We start from the raw sequence: 17,121 nt of genomic DNA on the forward strand, positions 1-17,121 counted from the left end.
CTGTTTTTACAGGCTTTATTTCTGATCACGTTTTCTTAATACTTCCTCAATTTCCTCTAAACTGAAGTTTTTAGCTTTTAATAAAATCAGAAAGTGATACAGCAGATCGGCCGCTTCATTTTTAAAAAGATCATCATTATTATCTTTAGCTTCTATCACCACTTCTACAGCCTCCTCTCCTACTTTTTGCGCTACTTTATTGATACCTCTCTGAAATAAGGAGTAAGTGTAAGAGCCCTCCACCTTATCATCTATGCGCTGGGATATCTTAGTTTGCAGCTCATATAAAAAGCCTTTGTCCTCCTTTTCTCCAAAGCAGCTGAAACTTCCGGTGTGGCAGACAACATGGGTGGGAATTACTTTAATCAATATCGTATCCTGATCGCAGTCCTCAACCATACTTTTTACAGTCAGAAAATTACCGGACTCCTCACCTTTGGTCCAGAGCCTGTTTTTGGAACGGCTGAAAAAAGTGACAATGCCTTCCGCTTTTGTTTTTTCAAAGGCTTCTTCATTCATATATCCAAGCATAAGCACTTGTAATGTTCTGTCATCCTGAATAATGACCGGAACGAGGTTATTCATTTTCTTAAAATCTATTTTCATCGTATTTCTATATTTTGATATTTGAGTTCTTGTTTTAAATCCTGTATATGAATTTCTCCGAAGTGAAAAACACTGGCAGCCAATGCTCCGGTAGCCTGGGTTTTATTAAATACTTCTGTGAAATCTTCCATTTTTCCGGCTCCTCCTGAGGCTATAACCGGAATATTCACATTTTCTGAAATAAGCTTAGTGATCCTTATATCAAACCCATTTTTTGTACCGTCTCCATCCATTGAAGTTAAAAGAATTTCTCCGGCTCCGGAGTCTTCCGCCTGTCTGGCCCATTCTAATGTTTTCAATGTTGTAATCTCTCTTCCTCCTTTGATGTGCACCCAGTCCTCATTGTTAACCCACCGGGTATCGATTGCCACCACAATACACTGGTTCCCGAACTCTTTGGATAAATTGTAAATAAGACCGGGATTTTTTACAGCTGAAGAATTGATGCTTATTTTGTCAGCACCAGCTTCCAAGAGCTTTCTTACATCTTCAATAGACGAGATGCCCCCTCCTACAGTGAAGGGAATACTTAATTCCGCAGCAATTTCCTTCACCAGCTGTGCAAAGGTTTTGCGCTCTTCGATAGTAGCTGTGATATCTAAGAAAACAAGCTCGTCAGCTCCCTGTTCTTCATATTTTTTGGCCAATTCTATCGGATCTCCGGCATTGCGTAATCCTTCAAAGTTGATCCCTTTTACCGTGGTTCCATCTTTAATATCTAAACAAGGGATAATTCTTTTTTTAAGCATTTTCAATTAATTTTTTAAGTTCATCCAGCTGAATTTTTCCTTCGTAAATGGCTTTCCCGATAATGGTTCCGGAGCATCCTATTTCTTTCATGGCATAGACATCTTCAATGCCTGAAATCCCGCCACTGGCAATTAACTGTACTGATGTTTTACCGATAATTTCTTCATACAGTTCCCGGGAAGGTCCTGCCAGCATTCCATCCTTTGAGATATCAGTGCAGATCACATATTTAATTCCTTTTTTCTTATAGCCTTCGATAAAGTCTACTACTTCCGTATTACTTTCTTCCAGCCAGCCCGAAGTTTTTATTTTCCTGTTTTCACAGTCGGCACCCAGGATAATTTTTTCTGATCCGTATTTTCCGATGATGTTGTAGCAGAATTCCGGATCCTGTATGGCGATACTTCCAATGGTAATCTGTTGAGCCCCTGAATTAAAAGCAGTTTCAATATCTTTCTCTGTCTTTAAGCCACCTCCGAAATCAATTTGTAATGAGGTTTCTCTGGCAATATTTTCCAATACTTTCTGATTGACAATATGTTTGGATTTTGCTCCGTCCAGATCTACCAAATGAAGGTACTTAATGCCGTGATCTTCAAATTCTTTTGCTACTTCCACGGGATTTTCATTGTAAACCTTTTTGGTATTGTAATCTCCTTTGGATAGGCGTACGCATTTACCTTCAATTATATCAATAGCGGGAATTATTTTCATCATTTATAATTTTAAAAAGTTTTTAAGTAAAAGATTTCCTGTCTTTCCCGATTTTTCCGGGTGAAATTGGGTAGCAAAGAAATTATCTTTCTGTAAAGAAGCACTGAACGGCAGCAGGTAATCGCACACCGAAGTGGTATAGGCTGATAATTCACAATAATAACTGTGTACAAAATAGACATCATTTTCTTTTTCAATTCCCTGGAAAAGCGGAGATGTACAGTCCGAAAGGGTGTTCCAGCCCATATGAGGAATGATTCCTTTAGCAGGAAACCTTTTTACGCTGATATCAAATATGCCCATTCCTGTTGTATTTCCTTCTTCATTGTCTTTACACATAAGCTGCATTCCCAGACATATCCCGAGAACCGGCTGCCTGAGTTCAGGAATAAGGAGGTTCAGCTTTTTCTCTTTCAGTAAGTTCATCGTGGAAGAGGCTTCTCCTACTCCGGGAAATATCACTTTATCTGCTTTTTGAATAAGTTCGGGATCATCTGTAATCACCGATTTTACATCAAGACGGTTCAGTGCATTCTGTACGGAATTTACATTTCCTCCGTTGTATTTTATAATGGCAATCATATTATAGGCTTCCTTTTGTGGAAGGTAAATTAAAGTTTTGATCGGATTGGTTAACTGCCATTTTAATGGCTTTGGCAAAAGCTTTGAAAACGGATTCTATTTTATGATGCTCATTGTCTCCTTCGGCTTTGATGTTAAGATTGGATTTTGAAGAATCTGTAAAGGATTTGAAGAAGTGGAAAAACATTTCCGTAGGAACATCTCCAATTTTTTCTCTTTTAAAATCTACATCCCAGACGATCCAAGGTCTTCCTCCAAAATCAATCGCGGCCTGGGCCAGGCAATCATCCATAGGCAGGAGAAAGCCATATCTTTCAATTCCTTTTTTCTTTCCTAAAGCTTTTAAGATCGCTTCTCCCAGGACAATTCCCGTGTCTTCTATGGTGTGATGCTCGTCTACCTGTAAGTCTCCATCCACTTTAATCTTTAGGTCCAGATTTCCATGTCGTGAGATCTGCTCCAGCATATGATCAAAAAAATGAAGTCCTGTTGAAATTTCAGAATTTCCTTTTCCGTCGAGATTAACTTCTATTTCGATCTGGGTTTCATTGGTTTTTCTTATAACGCTCGCTTTACGGGGAGCTTTTTTAAGAAGTTGATAAATATCTGCCCAATCGGTAGTGGTAAGCTCAGCATCTTCATCCTGGTCTTTACTTATTAAAATAGCTTTTGCACCCAGGTTTTTAGCTAGTTGTATATCTGTAATCCGGTCTCCGATGACATACGAATTGGCAAGATCATAATCTCCGTGGATGTATTTTCCCATCATTCCGGTACCAGGTTTTCTGGTAGGAAGATTTTCATGTTCAAAGCTTTTGTCTATAAGAACATCGGAAAAGAAAATACCTTCCCCCTCGAATGCTTTCATCATTTTTTCATGAGGTCCGATAAAGTCTTCATAGGGAAAACTATCTGTCCCTAAGCCGTCCTGATTGGTCACCATCACCAGTTCATAGTCCAATTCTTTGGCTATTCTTGAAAGGTTTTGAAATATTCCGGGATAAAATTCCAGTTTTTCGAGAGAATCTACCTGAAAGTCAACCGGCGGTTCTATAATTAAAGTTCCGTCGCGATCTATAAATAATACTTTTTTCATAGTGTTTTAATTTTTTAAGGCCTGAATAAGCTGGATATTTTCTTCTCTGTTTCCGATATTGATCCGAAGACAATTAGGTATATAAGGAGTTCTTTTACTGGTTAAAACTTCTTTATCCAACAGCTTGTTATAAATGTTTTCCGCATCGTTAAATTCTATCAGGAAAAAGTTGGCATCGGTAGGATATATTTTGGTAATGCTTTCTATGGCTTTAAATTCATCAATAAGCCACTCTTTTTCAGCATTGATATTATCCAGATTTTGCCTGAACTGATCCAAATTCTCAAGACTTTTCAATACAAACTGCTGGCTTAGGGCATTCACGTTGTAGGGTGCTTTTACAGTGTACATCAATTGTATTATTTCTTTTGAAGCATAGGCTATTCCAACTCTCGCACCAGCAATTCCCCATGCTTTGGAGAAGGTCTGAAGAACAATCAGGTTAGGATATTTCTCTAACAGCTCCAGCGATGATTTTTTATTTGAAAATTCTATATAGGCTTCATCCGCCACTACTATCCCGCTAAAATTCTGTAAGAAAAATTCTATGTCTTCCGTGCTGTTTCCCGTAGGATTGTTCGGAGAGCATAAGAAGAAAACTTTTGGCTGCACTTTATTGATAATGGAAAGAAATTCCTGTTTTTCGATTTCAAAATCCTCATTCAAAGGAAGCTTTATGACTTTATTTTCATTTATAGATGCATAAAAAGCATACATGGCAAATGACGGATCCATCATCATTATGGAATCTTCTTTGGGTTCACAGAATATTCTTATAATCAAATCGATGAGTTCATCACTTCCGTTTCCAAGGGCTATTTGTTCCGCTGAAATGTTTTTCAGCTGGGAAAGCTTTTGTCTGATCTCTTTATGAGTGGAGTCCGGATAACGGTTATATTCCCCAAAAGGGCTTTCATTAGCATCCAGCAGGACAGGATTATCAAATTCATTCTGATCCCGAAAGCTGGTGTATGGTTTTAGCTCCAATATGTTTTTACGTACCAGGCTGCGGATATTAAACTGCTTCATTATTAATTTGTTTTAAACGGATGGATACTGCATTTTTGTGAGCGGTAAGCCCTTCTGATTTTGCCATTACTTCAATAGTTTTCCCTAAGCACTGCAATCCCTTTTTAGAAAGGTGCTGGAATGTAATTTTTTTGACGAAACTATCGAGTGAAACCCCACTATAATTTTTGGCGAACTTATTGGTCGGGAGGGTGTGATTGGTTCCGCTCGCATAATCTCCGGCACTTTCACATGAATAATTTCCCAGAAAAACGGAGCCTGCATTTTGTACGAGGGGAATGGCTTCTTCAAAATCTTCTATAGCCAGGATAAGGTGTTCGGGGGCGTATGTATTACTAAATTCCAGGGCTTCTTCAATAGTTTCCATTAAAATGAAACGGCTGTTGTTTAAAGACTGCTTAGCCAATTCATTTCTCGGAAGGCTTTTTAACTGTTTATTTACTTCTTCAATGGTTTTATTAAAAACATTTAGGTCCGTTGCAATAAATACCACCTGGCTGTCGCTTCCGTGTTCTGCCTGTGAAAGCAGGTCGGCTGCACAAAATTCCGGAAACGCCTGCTGATCTGCAATAACAAGTACTTCACTGGGACCGGCCGGCATATCGATAGCTACTCCGTAGTTTAATGCAAATTCTTTAGCGGCTACTACATATTGGTTTCCCGGTCCGAAGATTTTATAAACATTGGGAATGGTTTCAGTGCCTAATGTCATGGCAGCTATTGCCTGGGCTCCCCCTGTTTTAAATATTTGGGTAACTCCGCATAACTGTGCCGTATACAAAATAGCAGGGTTTACGTTACCTTCCTTATCCGGAGGTGTACAAAGGATAATTTCCTGACATCCCGCAATCTGAGCCGGGACAGCTAGCATAAGCACCGTAGAAAATAAGGGTGCCGTACCTCCGGGAATGTAGATCCCGACTTTCTCTATTCCTCTGTATTCTCTCCAGCATGTTACTCCTTTGGTGGTTTCAATTTTTTGTATTTCATTTTGCTGGGAAGAGTGGAACTTCGCGATATTTTCTTTTGCCTTCTGGATAGCTTTTTTGAGATCATCACTAATCAGTTCGCCAGCTTTTTCAATTTCATCCTGAGAAACTGCCAGGCTTTTGATTTCAGCATCATCAAATTGTTTGCTGAAATCAAATAAGGCCTGATCTCCTTTTTGCTCTACTTTGGAAAAGATCTCCGTAATAATTTTAGAAATCTCTGCTTTTTTTATTACCGGACGGTCCACTAAATTGATCCAGTTTTCTTTCGGGGGGTATCTGTCTATATACATAATTATATCACCATTTTGTCTATTGGAATTATTAAAATATCTTGTGCTCCACTGGCTTTGAGTTCGTCGATGACTTCCCAGAACCTTTTTTCATCAATTACGGAATGGATACTACTCCAGCCTTCTTCTGCAAGAGGAATAACGGTAGGGCTTTTCAGTACGGGAAGAACTTTGGATATGATGGGAATCTTATCATTGGGAACGTTCATCAGTATATATTTAGAATTTTTGGCTTTAAGAACTGCCTGTATTCTGAATAAAAACTTTTCCAGTATTTTCTTTTTATCGGCATTCAAATCTGAATTTTCAGCTAAAACAGCTTCGGAAGTAAGAAGGGTAACCGTTTCTCTTAGTCCGTTTTTGAAAAGTGTACTCCCGGAACTCACGATATCGCATATTCCGTCTGCAAGACCTATATTGGGAGCAATTTCTACTGAACCCGAAATAACGTGTATATCGGCTTTGATATTATTTTTGTTCAAAAATTGTTGTAAGGTATTGGGATAAGAAGTGGCAATTTTTTTGCCCTGAAAGTAACTGAGATCGTTGGTTTCAATATCTTTTGGAACTGCAAGAGATACCCTGCATTTTGAGAAACCGAGTTTCTGTACGATCTTTACTTGTTTTTGTTTTTCAATTAATAAGTTTTCTCCTACAATGGCGATGTCTACTACTCCATCTTCAAGGTATTGGGGGATATCCGAGTTTCGCAGGTACATAATTTCCATGGGAAAATTATCTACTGTTACCTTAAGCTGGTCCTTGCCGTTGTTGATGAAAATTCCGCAGTCTTTCAGAAGTTGTAATGAATCTTCATAAAGACGTCCGCTTTTCTGAATAGCAATTCTTAATTTACTCATTTTGTTTTTTTATGGGGTCTGAGTAAATAGATAAAGGCAAAAATTTCCGGAAATAATAGAAATAAAAAAACCGTCTATTGACTCAGACGGTTTTTAATTATTTTTTGTTTTTAACACAAATTATCAATCAGTTCCGTCTTAGCAGATATGATGATAATGATGATGTGTTAAAAAGTTAGGTTTCATTTGTAAAAATTATGTTACAAAATTAGAACTTATTTTTAAATAACAAAGAATTTTAAAGAATTTTTTTATAAAAATCCATAAGTTCGCCTGCAATAGTCTGGTCATTGAACTTTTGAACGAACTCAAATCCTTTATCTGAACGGCGTTTCCTCTCTTCTGCGTTATCCCAAAGGAATTTAATTTTAGCCTGAATATCCAGATATTGAGAAGGATCCACATATACCGAATCGGGTCCACCCGCTTCAGGCAGACAGCTTACATTACTTGTAACAACTACTGTTTTGGAAAATAAGGCTTCGATCACCGGAATTCCAAACCCTTCAAAGAAGCTTGGATAAACAAATATATCGGCAAGTTTGTATAGTACCGCCAATTCTTCCATAGAAACACCTTCCAGAAAATGGATTTGCTTTTCCATTTTATTCTTTCTGATGTACTTTTCTATTTTTTGGTAGTATTTTGTTTTTTTTCCGACCACGACTAATGGAATTTCCGTTTTATCAATAGCCTTTACAATATTTAAAAGGTTTTTTCGGTTTTCTATGGTTCCTACATTCAGGATATAACGTTCCGGAAGATTGAATTTTTGCTGTACGGCTTCTTTAAAATCTTTTTGCTGTTCCTCTTTAAATGCCTGATGGCAACCTTGATAAATGACTTCAACTTTAGTTTCGGGAACTTTCAGATAGTGAATAATATCCTGTTTGGTCTGCTCGGAAATTGCAATGATTTTATCGGCTAGTAAAGCTGCTTTCCTGAATTTCCAAAGATGGATTTTACGATCAAAAAACGAATAGTATTGAGGATATCTCATGAAAATAAGATCATGAATAGTCACTACTTTTTTTATAGTTTTTTTCTCCCATTTTAAAGGTAATTCTCCGGATAAGCCATGAAATATATCTACATTCAGCCGCTGCGCATCTTTCCCCATTTTTAATTGGCGGGCCAGGCTTCCTTTAGTGGTGGCTGCAAATTTTACATTTGGCTGGCTTAGAATCTCTCTGCCTCTTTCGGATTGATTTTTATTGAGAAGGATATATTCATTTTCAGGATAATACCGGGAAAGTATTCTGATAAGATCTCTGGAGTAATTCCCCAGTCCGGAAGCATTATGGAAAAACCGTTTAGCATCAAAAGCTATTTTCATTATTGCCTGTTTTTTTGAAATTCCTGAAAGGTTCCAAAGTTATATTTTTTATCTTTAAGCCATCCTATAAAATCGTCAAACCTTTCGACCATTTCATTTCCGGTGTTTTTTACGGTAAATCCGGGCAGCTTAAATTCTTCATCTTTTATTTCTGCAAACTCCCATGGATGAAAATAGATATTAAGGTATTGATCATGTTTTAATACATCAAGAGCCAACTTTTTATAAAGTTTTAAAGGAAAGTTATGAAAACTAAGCCAGAATAAAGGAATCCTGAAATTTGGAGTTACAGAAGCCGGTACCTGGGTTACATTTCCTTCTTTAAAATAAGTTCTTGGTACTTTAAGGTTATTATATCTGCCGGGAAGAAATGTGGGATTAACTGATGAATTGTAAGCATACCCTGCTTTCTCAACAGCCTGCGGACTTACGGGCATCATTCTCGGCATCCGGAGCCCTGTAACCGGAGTGGAAAACATTTCTTCAAGTTTTTCTCTTGACTCCTGAAGATGCTTTTCTTCAAATTGGGAATGGAACCACGTGTGGGAAGCGAGCTCGTGGCCTTCCTTTAAAAGCCTGCTGATTAAAGGTTTGCTGTTTTCTGCAAAGACAACGGTGGAAAAGAAGGTTGCCTTTACGTGATGTTTTTTAAGAATATCCAGAATCGTTTCCAGTCCAGTCTGGGAAATAGAAATCTGCCTATCAAAAGGAATGGCTCCTTTGTATTCCAATGGCATATCAAATTCTTCAATATCAAAACTTAATAATACCATTTTTATAAATTTTTAGATTTGATAATATAATTAGGTCTCCCCTTCATCTGCTTAAATATTTTACCTAAATAAATGCCTATTATTCCTAAAATAATGAGTTGGATCCCACCGAAAAAAACAATCGTCATGATTAAAGAAGCCCAGCCTGATATTTCTGTTTTGGAAATAAAGCTGTAAATAACGTACAGGATATATCCTACTACCGAAACCCCGGAAAATAAAAATCCAAGATAGGCTGCAATATAAAGCGGTTTCACACTAAATGCGGTAATCCCTGTAAAGGCAAAGGTTAACATTTTCTTTAAATTATAGCTGCTTTCACCTGCCAGTCTTTCGTTGGCAGTAAAGTTAATCCCTATTTGTTTATATCCCATCCAGCTGGTAAGCCCGCGTAAAAAGAGATCATCTTCTGTGAAATTTCTCATGACTTCTACTGCTCCGGCATCCATGAGCCTGAAGTCTGAGCCTCCACCTTTAGTAAGATTTACATCCGATAGGCCGGAGAGTATTACATAAAAAAAATCGGAGGTCTTTCTTTTAAAATAGGAAATCTGTTTGGGATAGGTTCTTATGGTATAAACGATATCATATCCTTCTTCCCATTTTCTGATCATTTCGGGGATGAGTTCCGGTGGATGCTGCAAGTCTCCATCCATAGAGATTACAGCGTTTCCGTATGAAACATCTATTCCTGCTTTTACAGCCGGCTGATGCCCGAAGTTTCTTGAAAATTCAATGAATTTAATTTCTTCATGCTGTTCGGACAGCTGTTCCAATATCTGCTGGGTGTTATCTCTGCTTCCGTCATTCACAAAAATAATTTCAAAGTCATAGTGATCCAATTGAGAAAAAACATTCTTTATTTTCTCATGAATGAGAGGAATATTACCTTCTTCATTATAAGCAGGGATGACGATGGAAATTTTTTTCATACTTTATTGCAAACTGTAATCTTTTTCAAAATCTTTAACTAAAAGCTCATAAATAATCCTTAGCCAGACGAAAATGCAAGGTACGGCTTTTAACGAATATTTTATAATGTAATTGTGCTTTATATGTTTCGGAAACAGGTCTGAAGTAGAAAAACATGTAAAAATAATAACGAAAATCAACAGCCCCATGATTAAAGAGGTTCTTTTCTTTTGAAGGAAAAACCATATCAAGACTCCGGCAACCGCAATTATATAGGTGGGAGATTCCGAGCTGGAACTGAAAAGGACTAAAAACAGTAAAGTAGAAGCCAGGATCATAAGCTGAAAAGCGTAATGTTTATACTGGCTGATACGGATATAAGGAATGGCAAAAAGCGGTAAGCCGAATGCTAAAAATACCAGGTTGGATATGGAAGCATCCCCTAAGATCCTTCTGAAAAAACCCATTAATGAAATATCCTGCATATTTCCCAATACCTGGTTTTCATTGTTTTTTTCCATGATGGAATGAAACCAGTCGCTATATGACTGAATCACAAACTGAGGACTGGAATAGATCATGGGAACTGCAAAAAATATCAAGGCAATTACAAGTCCTCCTCCAATGAATTTCAGTTTGTTTTTAATAAAGAAAAATTGAGAAAGCCCTACTATTCCATAAATCTTTACAAATATGCCAATGAGTATAGCTGTTACGGATTTTAGCTCTTTTTTATTATAAATGTATACTGCAGATAGGATTAGCAATCCGGTAAGGGCTACATTGAACTGTAAGCTTAAGGCTGCTGTAATATATTCCTGCAGGCAAAGGACACCCAATACTGCTTTTTTGGAATCGGAGAATGGTAATTTGTAAATGGCATATACAAATATGAAGGTATTGGCCACATTCCATAAGGAAATTCCTAGCCAGTCCGGCATTATGGCAAAAGGAGCAATCAACAGGCTGAAAAAAATACCGTAATGATTGAGATCAAAATATAAGTCAGGGTAATGGATAAATAAGTTTTTCTGATGAAGGGTATTAAAAAATACATTTTTAAAGATCAGATAATTATTGATAGCATAATCTCCTCTCAGATATTTTGAAATAGCGGTCGCAATGGCTATAATAAGATAAACCCCAAATATATATTTAGGGTTTACTATTATTTTTAAAAGTTTTTCTTTCAAAATGTGGGATGTTAGGGTTTAATAATTATACCGCAACATTATTATCTCTCAACGCATCATTCAGGGAAGTCTTTTTATCGGTGGATTCTTTTCTTTGACCGATAATTAAGGCACATGGAACCTGATATTCTCCGGCAGGATATTGTTTGGTGTAACTTCCTGGGATCACTACGGAACGTGCAGGAACTCTTCCTTTGATTTCTACAGGCTGGTCTCCTGTTACATCAATGATCTTAGTAGAGGCCGTAAGTACTACATTAGCACCCAAAACAGCTTCTTTTTCCACATGTACACCTTCTACAACGATACATCTTGATCCGATGAAACAGTCATCTTCAATAATTACCGGAGCAGCCTGTAACGGCTCCAATACACCTCCGATACCTACACCACCGCTTAAGTGTACATTTTTACCAATTTGTGCACAGCTTCCTACTGTTGCCCATGTATCTACCATTGTTCCGGAATCTACATACGCCCCGATATTCACGTAAGAAGGCATCATAATTACTCCTGAAGCTACGAAAGAACCTTCTCTGGCTATTGCATGAGGTACAACTCTTACTCCTTTTTCGGCATAGTTTCTCTTCAAAGGAATTTTATCATGAAATTCAAATGGACCTACTTCTATGGTTTCCATTTTTTGAATCGGAAAATACATTACTACTGCTTTCTTCACCCATTCATTTACCTGCCACCCGTTTTCCGTAGGCTCAGCAACACGAAGCTCTCCTGAATCCAATAGAGAAACTACTTCTCTGATGGCTTTCTGGCTGTCTTCATTTTGTAATAAATCTCTATTATCCCAAATGTTTTCAATTGTTTGTTGTAACGACATGTCTGTAATTTATATTTAAAATAATTTTTTAAATGCAAATTTACAAAACTCTTTGCGCATGTAGATAAGCTTTGTTCCAATATTTTTCATTTAATGAAGAAATTATCACTCCCTTTGAAGTGGAAGCATGAATAAATTTAATTTCTCCGTTATCAATATCGTGAACAATTCCCACGTGAGATACCCGGCTTCCCCCGCCGGTAGCAAAAAATAAAAGATCACCCGGTTTCACTTCTCTGATATTTATTTTTTTACCTGTTTCTGCCTGATCAGATGATCTTCTTGGTAATTTGTAATCGTTTTCTTCAAATACTTTTAAGGTAAATCCTGAACAGTCAAAACCGGAAGATGTATTACCCCCGAATTTATAAGGTGTACCTATATATTTTTCCGCATCCTTCAGTAAGCTTTTTACCGAACCTGAAACTTTTCCGCTGAAACCGGAATCCAGACTTCTAAGGCTTTCGGTTTTTGCAACCGTTTTGGTCTTAGTAGACGTTGTCTTTCTGGAGGCTACACTTTTTGAACTTCCGCAAGAAATGATCACGGATGATGCAACAAGTAAAGCTGAAACCTGCTTTATACCGAAATTTTTCACAAATAATTTAGAAACCATATCATTTGATTTTTAGCTGAGTAGCTGAATTTTTACAAATATACATATTATATTTTAATTATCTATAAACTATACTATAACTATACTACAAGTATACTTAAAGATTATCTATTAAATTAATTATCACTATATTTGATGCCAACTAATAGATATGGCTACATACGAAAGCTTGATTAAACTGAAAGGATCAGTCGGTGATCTGGTATTTTACACCCTGAACGGAAAAAATGTGGTTCGGAAGAAAAGCGGGTTCAATAAAGCTGCTTATAAAAAGAATCCTGCTTATGAGAAGGTAAGACAGAACAGTTCGGAATTCGGGCACTGCTCCAAAGTGGGAAAAATAATCCGGACCGCCTTAGACGGCTATATCAAAGAATCCGGCGAGCCCCTACTCTATCAGCGATTTGCCAGGCTGATGACACAAATAAAAGATCTGGACGGTTTATCGGAAAAAGGTAAAAGAACGGTATACAACGGACTCAACACCGAGGAAGGTAAAATGCTTCTTAAAAAGTTCCAGATGGGTAAAAAATCCAGTTTGGAGCATTTGGCCGTAAGTATGGGTTTGTGGGATAAAACACTTCATATAAAGGATCTTACAGCGGATGAAGTGATCATTACGACTTTAAAGATCAACTTTGAAGACTATGAAGTAAATGCAGCCGAAGAGACGATTCCTTTTAATGAGCAACCGGAAGTTTCTTTTGAAAAGCAGTTTTCGGATGATGATTTTCTGCTTCATTTTGTTACGGCTAAAAAGAAAGGGAAAATAACAGCTATGGGATTTGTATAAAAAAAGCCTATAAAATGAATTTATAGGCTCTGTATATTTAGATATTTAAATTAAGGTAATTACATACAATTTTACACTAATGAGTTTATCTTATTGTTATGACTCTTTTATTCTGAATGTAACGAAGTGAAATGAAGAATCTAAGCCATATTATGAGATTCTTCCTTCTTCAGAATGACAGTAGTGAAAAATTGTATATAGATATTCAAATTAATTCTTTTCTCCGGTCCACGATCCCGATCTTTCCGGTGTCGGAACTGAATTAGTCCAGCTTCCACTTCCTTTTCCATCAGCCAGGTTTCCTCTGAAATCTCCGTCGGAAGGTAAGCCTACCACGGCATTAAGCTCTCCGGAATCACTTAAACGTCCTGAAATGCTGTAATTTTCTTCATTAACTTCGGAATGCATTGTTCCTGTTACTTTTCCGTCACTTGCTACTACGATGTTCCATACTCCTTTGTCACTCCCCTCATAGGTTCCCGACCAGGTTCCTATATAATCATAGATGGTATCTTCATCCGAGCTACAGCTTAATAAGAAAAGTGCTGCAAAAAAAAGTAGAAAAAGCTTCTTCATAGTTAATGATTGTTTTATTTATATTTAAAATTCGGGCTAAAATACAAATATTTTTTAAATATTAATAAATGAAGACTGCCATTTGTTGTTAAACAATACTATTTACCTGAAATTGATAATGAAATTTTAATATTTTACCGTTTTTTAACTTAATCCTTCTATCTGTCCATCCTGAAAATCTATATGTAATGCCTGAGGTTCTTTCGGAAGCCCCGGCATACGCATGATATCTCCGGCTAAAACCACTATAAATTCAGCTCCCCTGTTGATCACAATATCGGATATCTGAAACTCAAAATTGTGGGCTACTCCATAAGCTTTTGGATCGGCAGAAAATGAATATTGGGTTTTGGCAATACAAACGGAGAAAGTATTCATATCGGTTTCCTGAATCTTTTTAATTTTTTTAAGCGCCTGTGAACTGAAATTAACAGATGCAGCGCCATAAATTTTCTGAGCGATCTTCTCTACCTTAACTTTTATGGAATCCTGATCTTCATACACAAATTGTAAAGGTTGGGAAGGATTTTCTTCTATGGTATTTACTACCAGCTCAGCAAACTTCCTGGCTCCTTCACCTCCGTGGGCGAAGGCATCATTAAGAGCGAAACCTACTTCGTGTTTTTTACAAAATTCCCTGATGATTTCTATTTCCTCTTCTGAGTCCGTATTATATTTATTAAAGGCAATCACAATGCTTTGCTTATAGGACCGGATGTTTTCAATATGCTTTTTCAGGTTGTCCAGCCCCTGGATAATTCCTGCTGTATTCTTCTGTTTGATTTCATTTACGGAAACTCCTCCATGCATTTTTAATCCTTGTGCTGTTACTACAATTACCGTCAGCTTCGGATTTAATCCTGCTTTACGGCATTTGATATCAAAGAATTTTTCTGCTCCGAGATCGGCCCCGAATCCTGCTTCAGTAATCACATATTCCGAATGGCTCATCGCCATCTTAGTAGCGATCACGGAATTACATCCGTGTGCAATATTGGCGAATGGCCCTCCATGAACGAAAGCAGCCGTATTTTCAGTAGTCTGAACCAAATTAGGATTGAGCGCATCTTTGAGTAAAACCGTTATCGCCCCAGCTACTCCCAGATCCTTTACAGTGAACATGCTTCCATCTGCTTTATATCCTAACAGTATGTTTTCTATTCTTCTTCTTAAATCTTCAACATCTCTGGAAAGGCATAATATTGCCATAATTTCGGATGCCGGTGTAATATCAAATCCTGACTCCTGCGGAACTCCGTTGGCACTTCCACCCAATCCTGTCGTTATATTTCGGAGATTTCTGTCATTGACGTCCAGTACTCTTTTCCAGAGTACTTCTTTTAAAACTTTATCTGTTCCCCTGTTATGATAATTGTAATTATCAAGCAATGCGGTAATCATATTATGAGCCGAAGTAATAGCATGGAAATCGCCTGTGAAATGCAAATTGATGTTTTCCATAGGTAATACCTGCGCATATCCGCCGCCGGCTGCTCCTCCCTTCATTCCGAAACAAGGACCTAAAGAAGGCTCGCGAAGTGCCACCACTGCTTTTTTCCCTATTTTATTCAATCCCAATGCCAGTCCTATGGAAACGGTTGTTTTTCCGATTCCGGCTTTGGTGGGCGTGATGGAAGTAACCAATATCAGATTGGACTGTTTTATTTTTTCTTCGGAAATGAGGTCCAAAGGAACCTTAGCCATATGCTTTCCGTAAGGGATCACATATTCTTCCTGTATGCCCACTTTTGCGGCAATCTGGGTAATCGGTTCTAAAGCTGTTGATCTTGCAATTTCAATATCGGAAGGAAAGGTGGTCACCTCTTCTTTATATAAAGTACTCATGTGTTTTTATTTGTTTAGAATCTATTCAAATTTAATTATTTTAAGCTTCTTATGAGGTGAGAAACATCATATTGGAGAAAATAATATCGTCAAAAAAAAGGGTCAGAATTATAAGAATATTCTCTATTCATTTAATCTCCTGATGTAAGAGAAATTTTCATAATTTTATAATAAACTAACAACCAAAATTTTATGTTATGAAAACTTTATTTTTATTCTGTTTTTTCATTCTATCCTTTTCTTTAACAGCTCAGACCAAACTTACAAAAGACTATGAAACCTATGCCTATTTTATGGAAGATGAGAGTAATAAGAACGACTATTATGTATGGCTTTATGACGGAGAATCTTACACGATGAACTTCCCTAAAACCATCACCGGTCTGGAAAGCATCCGGGACAAAGTAGAATATATTGCCGGACTAAGCGGTATAGAAGAACCCTCCAGCAATACAAGTATTATTCCCGATCAGTATAAAGATGTAGAAGATACGAATGTGGCTTACCGGTTAATAATGGATGGGAAAATCGGGATTTTCCTTGACTATGTTATTGATGACAGAAAAATTTCTGTGATGTGTACGGATAGGAATTTCAGGATGTACATTACTACGGTGGATTGAAAATTAAAGCCTTCTATAATGTACCTTAGATGAACAAAAATCAGTAAGTAAAAAGGCTGATTCTATTATTGTAATAATAATAAAACCAGCCATTATGAAGATTAAAAGTTTATTGTTTAGTGAAAATAAGATTTCTGGTATCAGGGAGATATATTTTTAACTCACCTGAATTTGGACAAGTTGAATCACTGAGAAGTACTGAGTTAGGATAATAAGCCCATTTAACTTGTGTATCATTAATTTTTAATAATGTAATTCTTCCCCATCCAATACTACATCTACCACCTGTATAATGAAAATCAATCGTGTTATTATCCTTTGGATTAGTTCCCATACTCATCATTTCATTTAGATCTTGATCTACAGGATTTAGGTTGTCTTCAAGTATAATTCCAGTTGCTATATTCTTTATTATATATTTTATATTAAGAACATCCATATAGTATCTATTATTCAGTATTTTTTGTAATCTCTTATCCTCTTTGGTAATAGTTAATGTAATTTCATTCCCTTCAAAAGTAGCTTTATAAGTGCCTATATAAGGAGTAAGTTCATTATTTAGATCCTTCATATAAGAATAATCAGAAACATCTCCATAGTAAGTATTCAGTGGATAAGTCTGCTGTGCTTTATAAGTTACCAAACTTAGTGTTAAAGTAAGTAATGTGTATATTATTTTCATAATAAATAATCCGTG

At 36.9% G+C, this 17,121-nt stretch carries 19 protein-coding genes; 2 read left to right on the top strand and 17 right to left on the bottom strand.

The features are described from left to right. Nucleotides 1-15 precede the first annotated feature (15 nt). The 14 genes from hisIE to ABJ974_RS08280 form a co-directional block, all read right to left on the bottom strand. The gene (hisIE, locus tag ABJ974_RS08215; protein WP_419870903.1) at nt 16-606 is read right to left on the bottom strand and encodes a bifunctional phosphoribosyl-AMP cyclohydrolase/phosphoribosyl-ATP diphosphatase HisIE; all 591 of its coding nucleotides are present in this window, start codon (nt 604-606) and stop codon (nt 16-18) included. Then, nucleotides 603-1,355 (bottom strand): imidazole glycerol phosphate synthase subunit HisF, encoded by a 753-nt coding sequence (gene hisF, locus ABJ974_RS08220; RefSeq protein ID WP_419870904.1) that lies wholly within the window; start codon nt 1,353-1,355, stop codon nt 603-605. The genes hisIE and hisF overlap by 4 nt, the downstream gene beginning before the upstream one ends. After that, the gene (hisA, locus tag ABJ974_RS08225; RefSeq protein WP_419870957.1) at nt 1,348-2,070 is read right to left on the bottom strand and encodes a 1-(5-phosphoribosyl)-5-[(5-phosphoribosylamino)methylideneamino]imidazole-4-carboxamide isomerase; all 723 of its coding nucleotides are present in this window, start codon (nt 2,068-2,070) and stop codon (nt 1,348-1,350) included. The genes hisF and hisA overlap by 8 nt, the downstream gene beginning before the upstream one ends. Before the next feature lie 3 nt (nt 2,071-2,073). Beyond that, nucleotides 2,074-2,652, bottom strand: coding sequence for an imidazole glycerol phosphate synthase subunit HisH (gene hisH, locus ABJ974_RS08230; protein WP_419870905.1), 579 nt, complete (start codon nt 2,650-2,652; stop codon nt 2,074-2,076). A 1-nt stretch (nt 2,653) separates the two neighbouring features. Beyond that, the gene (gene hisB, locus ABJ974_RS08235; protein ID WP_419870906.1) at nt 2,654-3,748 is read right to left on the bottom strand and encodes a bifunctional histidinol-phosphatase/imidazoleglycerol-phosphate dehydratase HisB; all 1,095 of its coding nucleotides are present in this window, start codon (nt 3,746-3,748) and stop codon (nt 2,654-2,656) included. A gap of 6 nt (nt 3,749-3,754) precedes the next feature. Next, nucleotides 3,755-4,777: a histidinol-phosphate transaminase gene (hisC, locus tag ABJ974_RS08240; RefSeq protein ID WP_419870907.1), complete on the bottom strand. Its 1,023-nt coding sequence runs from the start codon at nt 4,775-4,777 to the stop codon at nt 3,755-3,757. After that, nucleotides 4,764-6,059: a histidinol dehydrogenase gene (gene hisD, locus ABJ974_RS08245; protein WP_419870908.1), complete on the bottom strand. Its 1,296-nt coding sequence runs from the start codon at nt 6,057-6,059 to the stop codon at nt 4,764-4,766. Before hisD ends, hisC begins: the two co-directional genes overlap by 14 nt. Nucleotides 6,060-6,061: 2 nt before the next feature. Beyond that, nucleotides 6,062-6,919 (bottom strand): ATP phosphoribosyltransferase, encoded by an 858-nt coding sequence (hisG, locus tag ABJ974_RS08250; RefSeq protein WP_419870909.1) that lies wholly within the window; start codon nt 6,917-6,919, stop codon nt 6,062-6,064. A gap of 238 nt (nt 6,920-7,157) precedes the next feature. Beyond that, nucleotides 7,158-8,255, bottom strand: coding sequence for a glycosyltransferase family 4 protein (locus tag ABJ974_RS08255; RefSeq protein WP_419870910.1), 1,098 nt, complete (start codon nt 8,253-8,255; stop codon nt 7,158-7,160). After that, entirely contained in the window at nt 8,255-9,028 is a 774-nt protein-coding gene (locus ABJ974_RS08260) for a polysaccharide deacetylase family protein (protein WP_419870911.1), read from the bottom strand. The genes ABJ974_RS08255 and ABJ974_RS08260 overlap by 1 nt, the downstream gene beginning before the upstream one ends. A gap of 2 nt (nt 9,029-9,030) precedes the next feature. After that, nucleotides 9,031-9,960, bottom strand: a complete 930-nt coding sequence (locus ABJ974_RS08265) for a glycosyltransferase family 2 protein (RefSeq protein ID WP_419870912.1) — start codon at nt 9,958-9,960, stop codon at nt 9,031-9,033. Nucleotides 9,961-9,963: 3 nt separating this feature from the next. After that, nucleotides 9,964-11,133 carry a glycosyltransferase family 87 protein gene (locus tag ABJ974_RS08270; RefSeq protein WP_419870913.1) on the bottom strand — a complete coding sequence of 390 codons (1,170 nt, stop codon included), beginning with the start codon at nt 11,131-11,133 and terminating at the stop codon, nt 9,964-9,966. A 25-nt stretch (nt 11,134-11,158) separates the two neighbouring features. Next, nucleotides 11,159-11,971, bottom strand: coding sequence for a 2,3,4,5-tetrahydropyridine-2,6-dicarboxylate N-succinyltransferase (locus tag ABJ974_RS08275; protein WP_419870914.1), 813 nt, complete (start codon nt 11,969-11,971; stop codon nt 11,159-11,161). Between the two features lie 40 nt (nt 11,972-12,011). Further along, nucleotides 12,012-12,587 (bottom strand): C40 family peptidase, encoded by a 576-nt coding sequence (locus tag ABJ974_RS08280; protein WP_419870915.1) that lies wholly within the window; start codon nt 12,585-12,587, stop codon nt 12,012-12,014. Nucleotides 12,588-12,738: 151 nt separating this feature from the next. Between ABJ974_RS08280 and ABJ974_RS08285 the strand changes: the two genes are divergently transcribed. Then, complete coding sequence (locus ABJ974_RS08285; RefSeq protein ID WP_419870916.1) at nt 12,739-13,380, top strand: hypothetical protein; 642 nt, start codon at nt 12,739-12,741, stop codon at nt 13,378-13,380. Nucleotides 13,381-13,590: 210 nt separating this feature from the next. On the opposite strand, the gene ABJ974_RS08290 is transcribed toward ABJ974_RS08285, so the two are convergent. After that, nucleotides 13,591-13,956 (bottom strand): hypothetical protein, encoded by a 366-nt coding sequence (locus tag ABJ974_RS08290; RefSeq protein WP_419870917.1) that lies wholly within the window; start codon nt 13,954-13,956, stop codon nt 13,591-13,593. A 144-nt stretch (nt 13,957-14,100) separates the two neighbouring features. Further along, complete coding sequence (locus ABJ974_RS08295; protein ID WP_419870918.1) at nt 14,101-15,801, bottom strand: formate--tetrahydrofolate ligase; 1,701 nt, start codon at nt 15,799-15,801, stop codon at nt 14,101-14,103. A 197-nt stretch (nt 15,802-15,998) separates the two neighbouring features. Between ABJ974_RS08295 and ABJ974_RS08300 the strand changes: the two genes are divergently transcribed. After that, complete coding sequence (locus ABJ974_RS08300; RefSeq protein ID WP_419870919.1) at nt 15,999-16,424, top strand: hypothetical protein; 426 nt, start codon at nt 15,999-16,001, stop codon at nt 16,422-16,424. Between the two features lie 109 nt (nt 16,425-16,533). On the opposite strand, the gene ABJ974_RS08305 is transcribed toward ABJ974_RS08300, so the two are convergent. Beyond that, complete coding sequence (locus ABJ974_RS08305) at nt 16,534-17,106, bottom strand: DUF6705 family protein (RefSeq protein WP_419870920.1); 573 nt, start codon at nt 17,104-17,106, stop codon at nt 16,534-16,536. Between the last annotated feature and the right edge of the window lie 15 nt (nt 17,107-17,121).

The organism is Chryseobacterium sp. CT-SW4 (assembly GCF_048572715.1).
GTDB lineage: Bacteria > Bacteroidota > Bacteroidia > Flavobacteriales > Weeksellaceae > Chryseobacterium.

Coding starts and splice junctions, on each gene's coding strand:
- hisF (WP_419870904.1), bottom strand. CDS start 1,355: ATGCTTAAAAAAAGAATTATCCCTTGTTTAGATATTAAAGATGGAACC.
- hisA (WP_419870957.1), bottom strand. CDS start 2,070: ATGAAAATAATTCCCGCTATTGATATAATTGAAGGTAAATGCGTACGC.
- ABJ974_RS08300 (WP_419870919.1), top strand. CDS start 15,999: ATGAAAACTTTATTTTTATTCTGTTTTTTCATTCTATCCTTTTCTTTA.
- ABJ974_RS08260 (WP_419870911.1), bottom strand. CDS start 9,028: ATGGTATTATTAAGTTTTGATATTGAAGAATTTGATATGCCATTGGAA.
- ABJ974_RS08265 (WP_419870912.1), bottom strand. CDS start 9,960: ATGAAAAAAATTTCCATCGTCATCCCTGCTTATAATGAAGAAGGTAAT.
- ABJ974_RS08280 (WP_419870915.1), bottom strand. CDS start 12,587: ATGGTTTCTAAATTATTTGTGAAAAATTTCGGTATAAAGCAGGTTTCA.
- ABJ974_RS08295 (WP_419870918.1), bottom strand. CDS start 15,801: ATGAGTACTTTATATAAAGAAGAGGTGACCACCTTTCCTTCCGATATT.
- hisG (WP_419870909.1), bottom strand. CDS start 6,919: ATGAGTAAATTAAGAATTGCTATTCAGAAAAGCGGACGTCTTTATGAA.
- ABJ974_RS08255 (WP_419870910.1), bottom strand. CDS start 8,255: ATGAAAATAGCTTTTGATGCTAAACGGTTTTTCCATAATGCTTCCGGA.
- ABJ974_RS08305 (WP_419870920.1), bottom strand. CDS start 17,106: ATGAAAATAATATACACATTACTTACTTTAACACTAAGTTTGGTAACT.
- ABJ974_RS08290 (WP_419870917.1), bottom strand. CDS start 13,956: ATGAAGAAGCTTTTTCTACTTTTTTTTGCAGCACTTTTCTTATTAAGC.
- ABJ974_RS08275 (WP_419870914.1), bottom strand. CDS start 11,971: ATGTCGTTACAACAAACAATTGAAAACATTTGGGATAATAGAGATTTA.
- hisD (WP_419870908.1), bottom strand. CDS start 6,059: ATGTATATAGACAGATACCCCCCGAAAGAAAACTGGATCAATTTAGTG.
- hisC (WP_419870907.1), bottom strand. CDS start 4,777: ATGAAGCAGTTTAATATCCGCAGCCTGGTACGTAAAAACATATTGGAG.
- hisIE (WP_419870903.1), bottom strand. CDS start 606: ATGAAAATAGATTTTAAGAAAATGAATAACCTCGTTCCGGTCATTATT.
- ABJ974_RS08285 (WP_419870916.1), top strand. CDS start 12,739: ATGGCTACATACGAAAGCTTGATTAAACTGAAAGGATCAGTCGGTGAT.
- hisH (WP_419870905.1), bottom strand. CDS start 2,652: ATGATTGCCATTATAAAATACAACGGAGGAAATGTAAATTCCGTACAG.
- hisB (WP_419870906.1), bottom strand. CDS start 3,748: ATGAAAAAAGTATTATTTATAGATCGCGACGGAACTTTAATTATAGAA.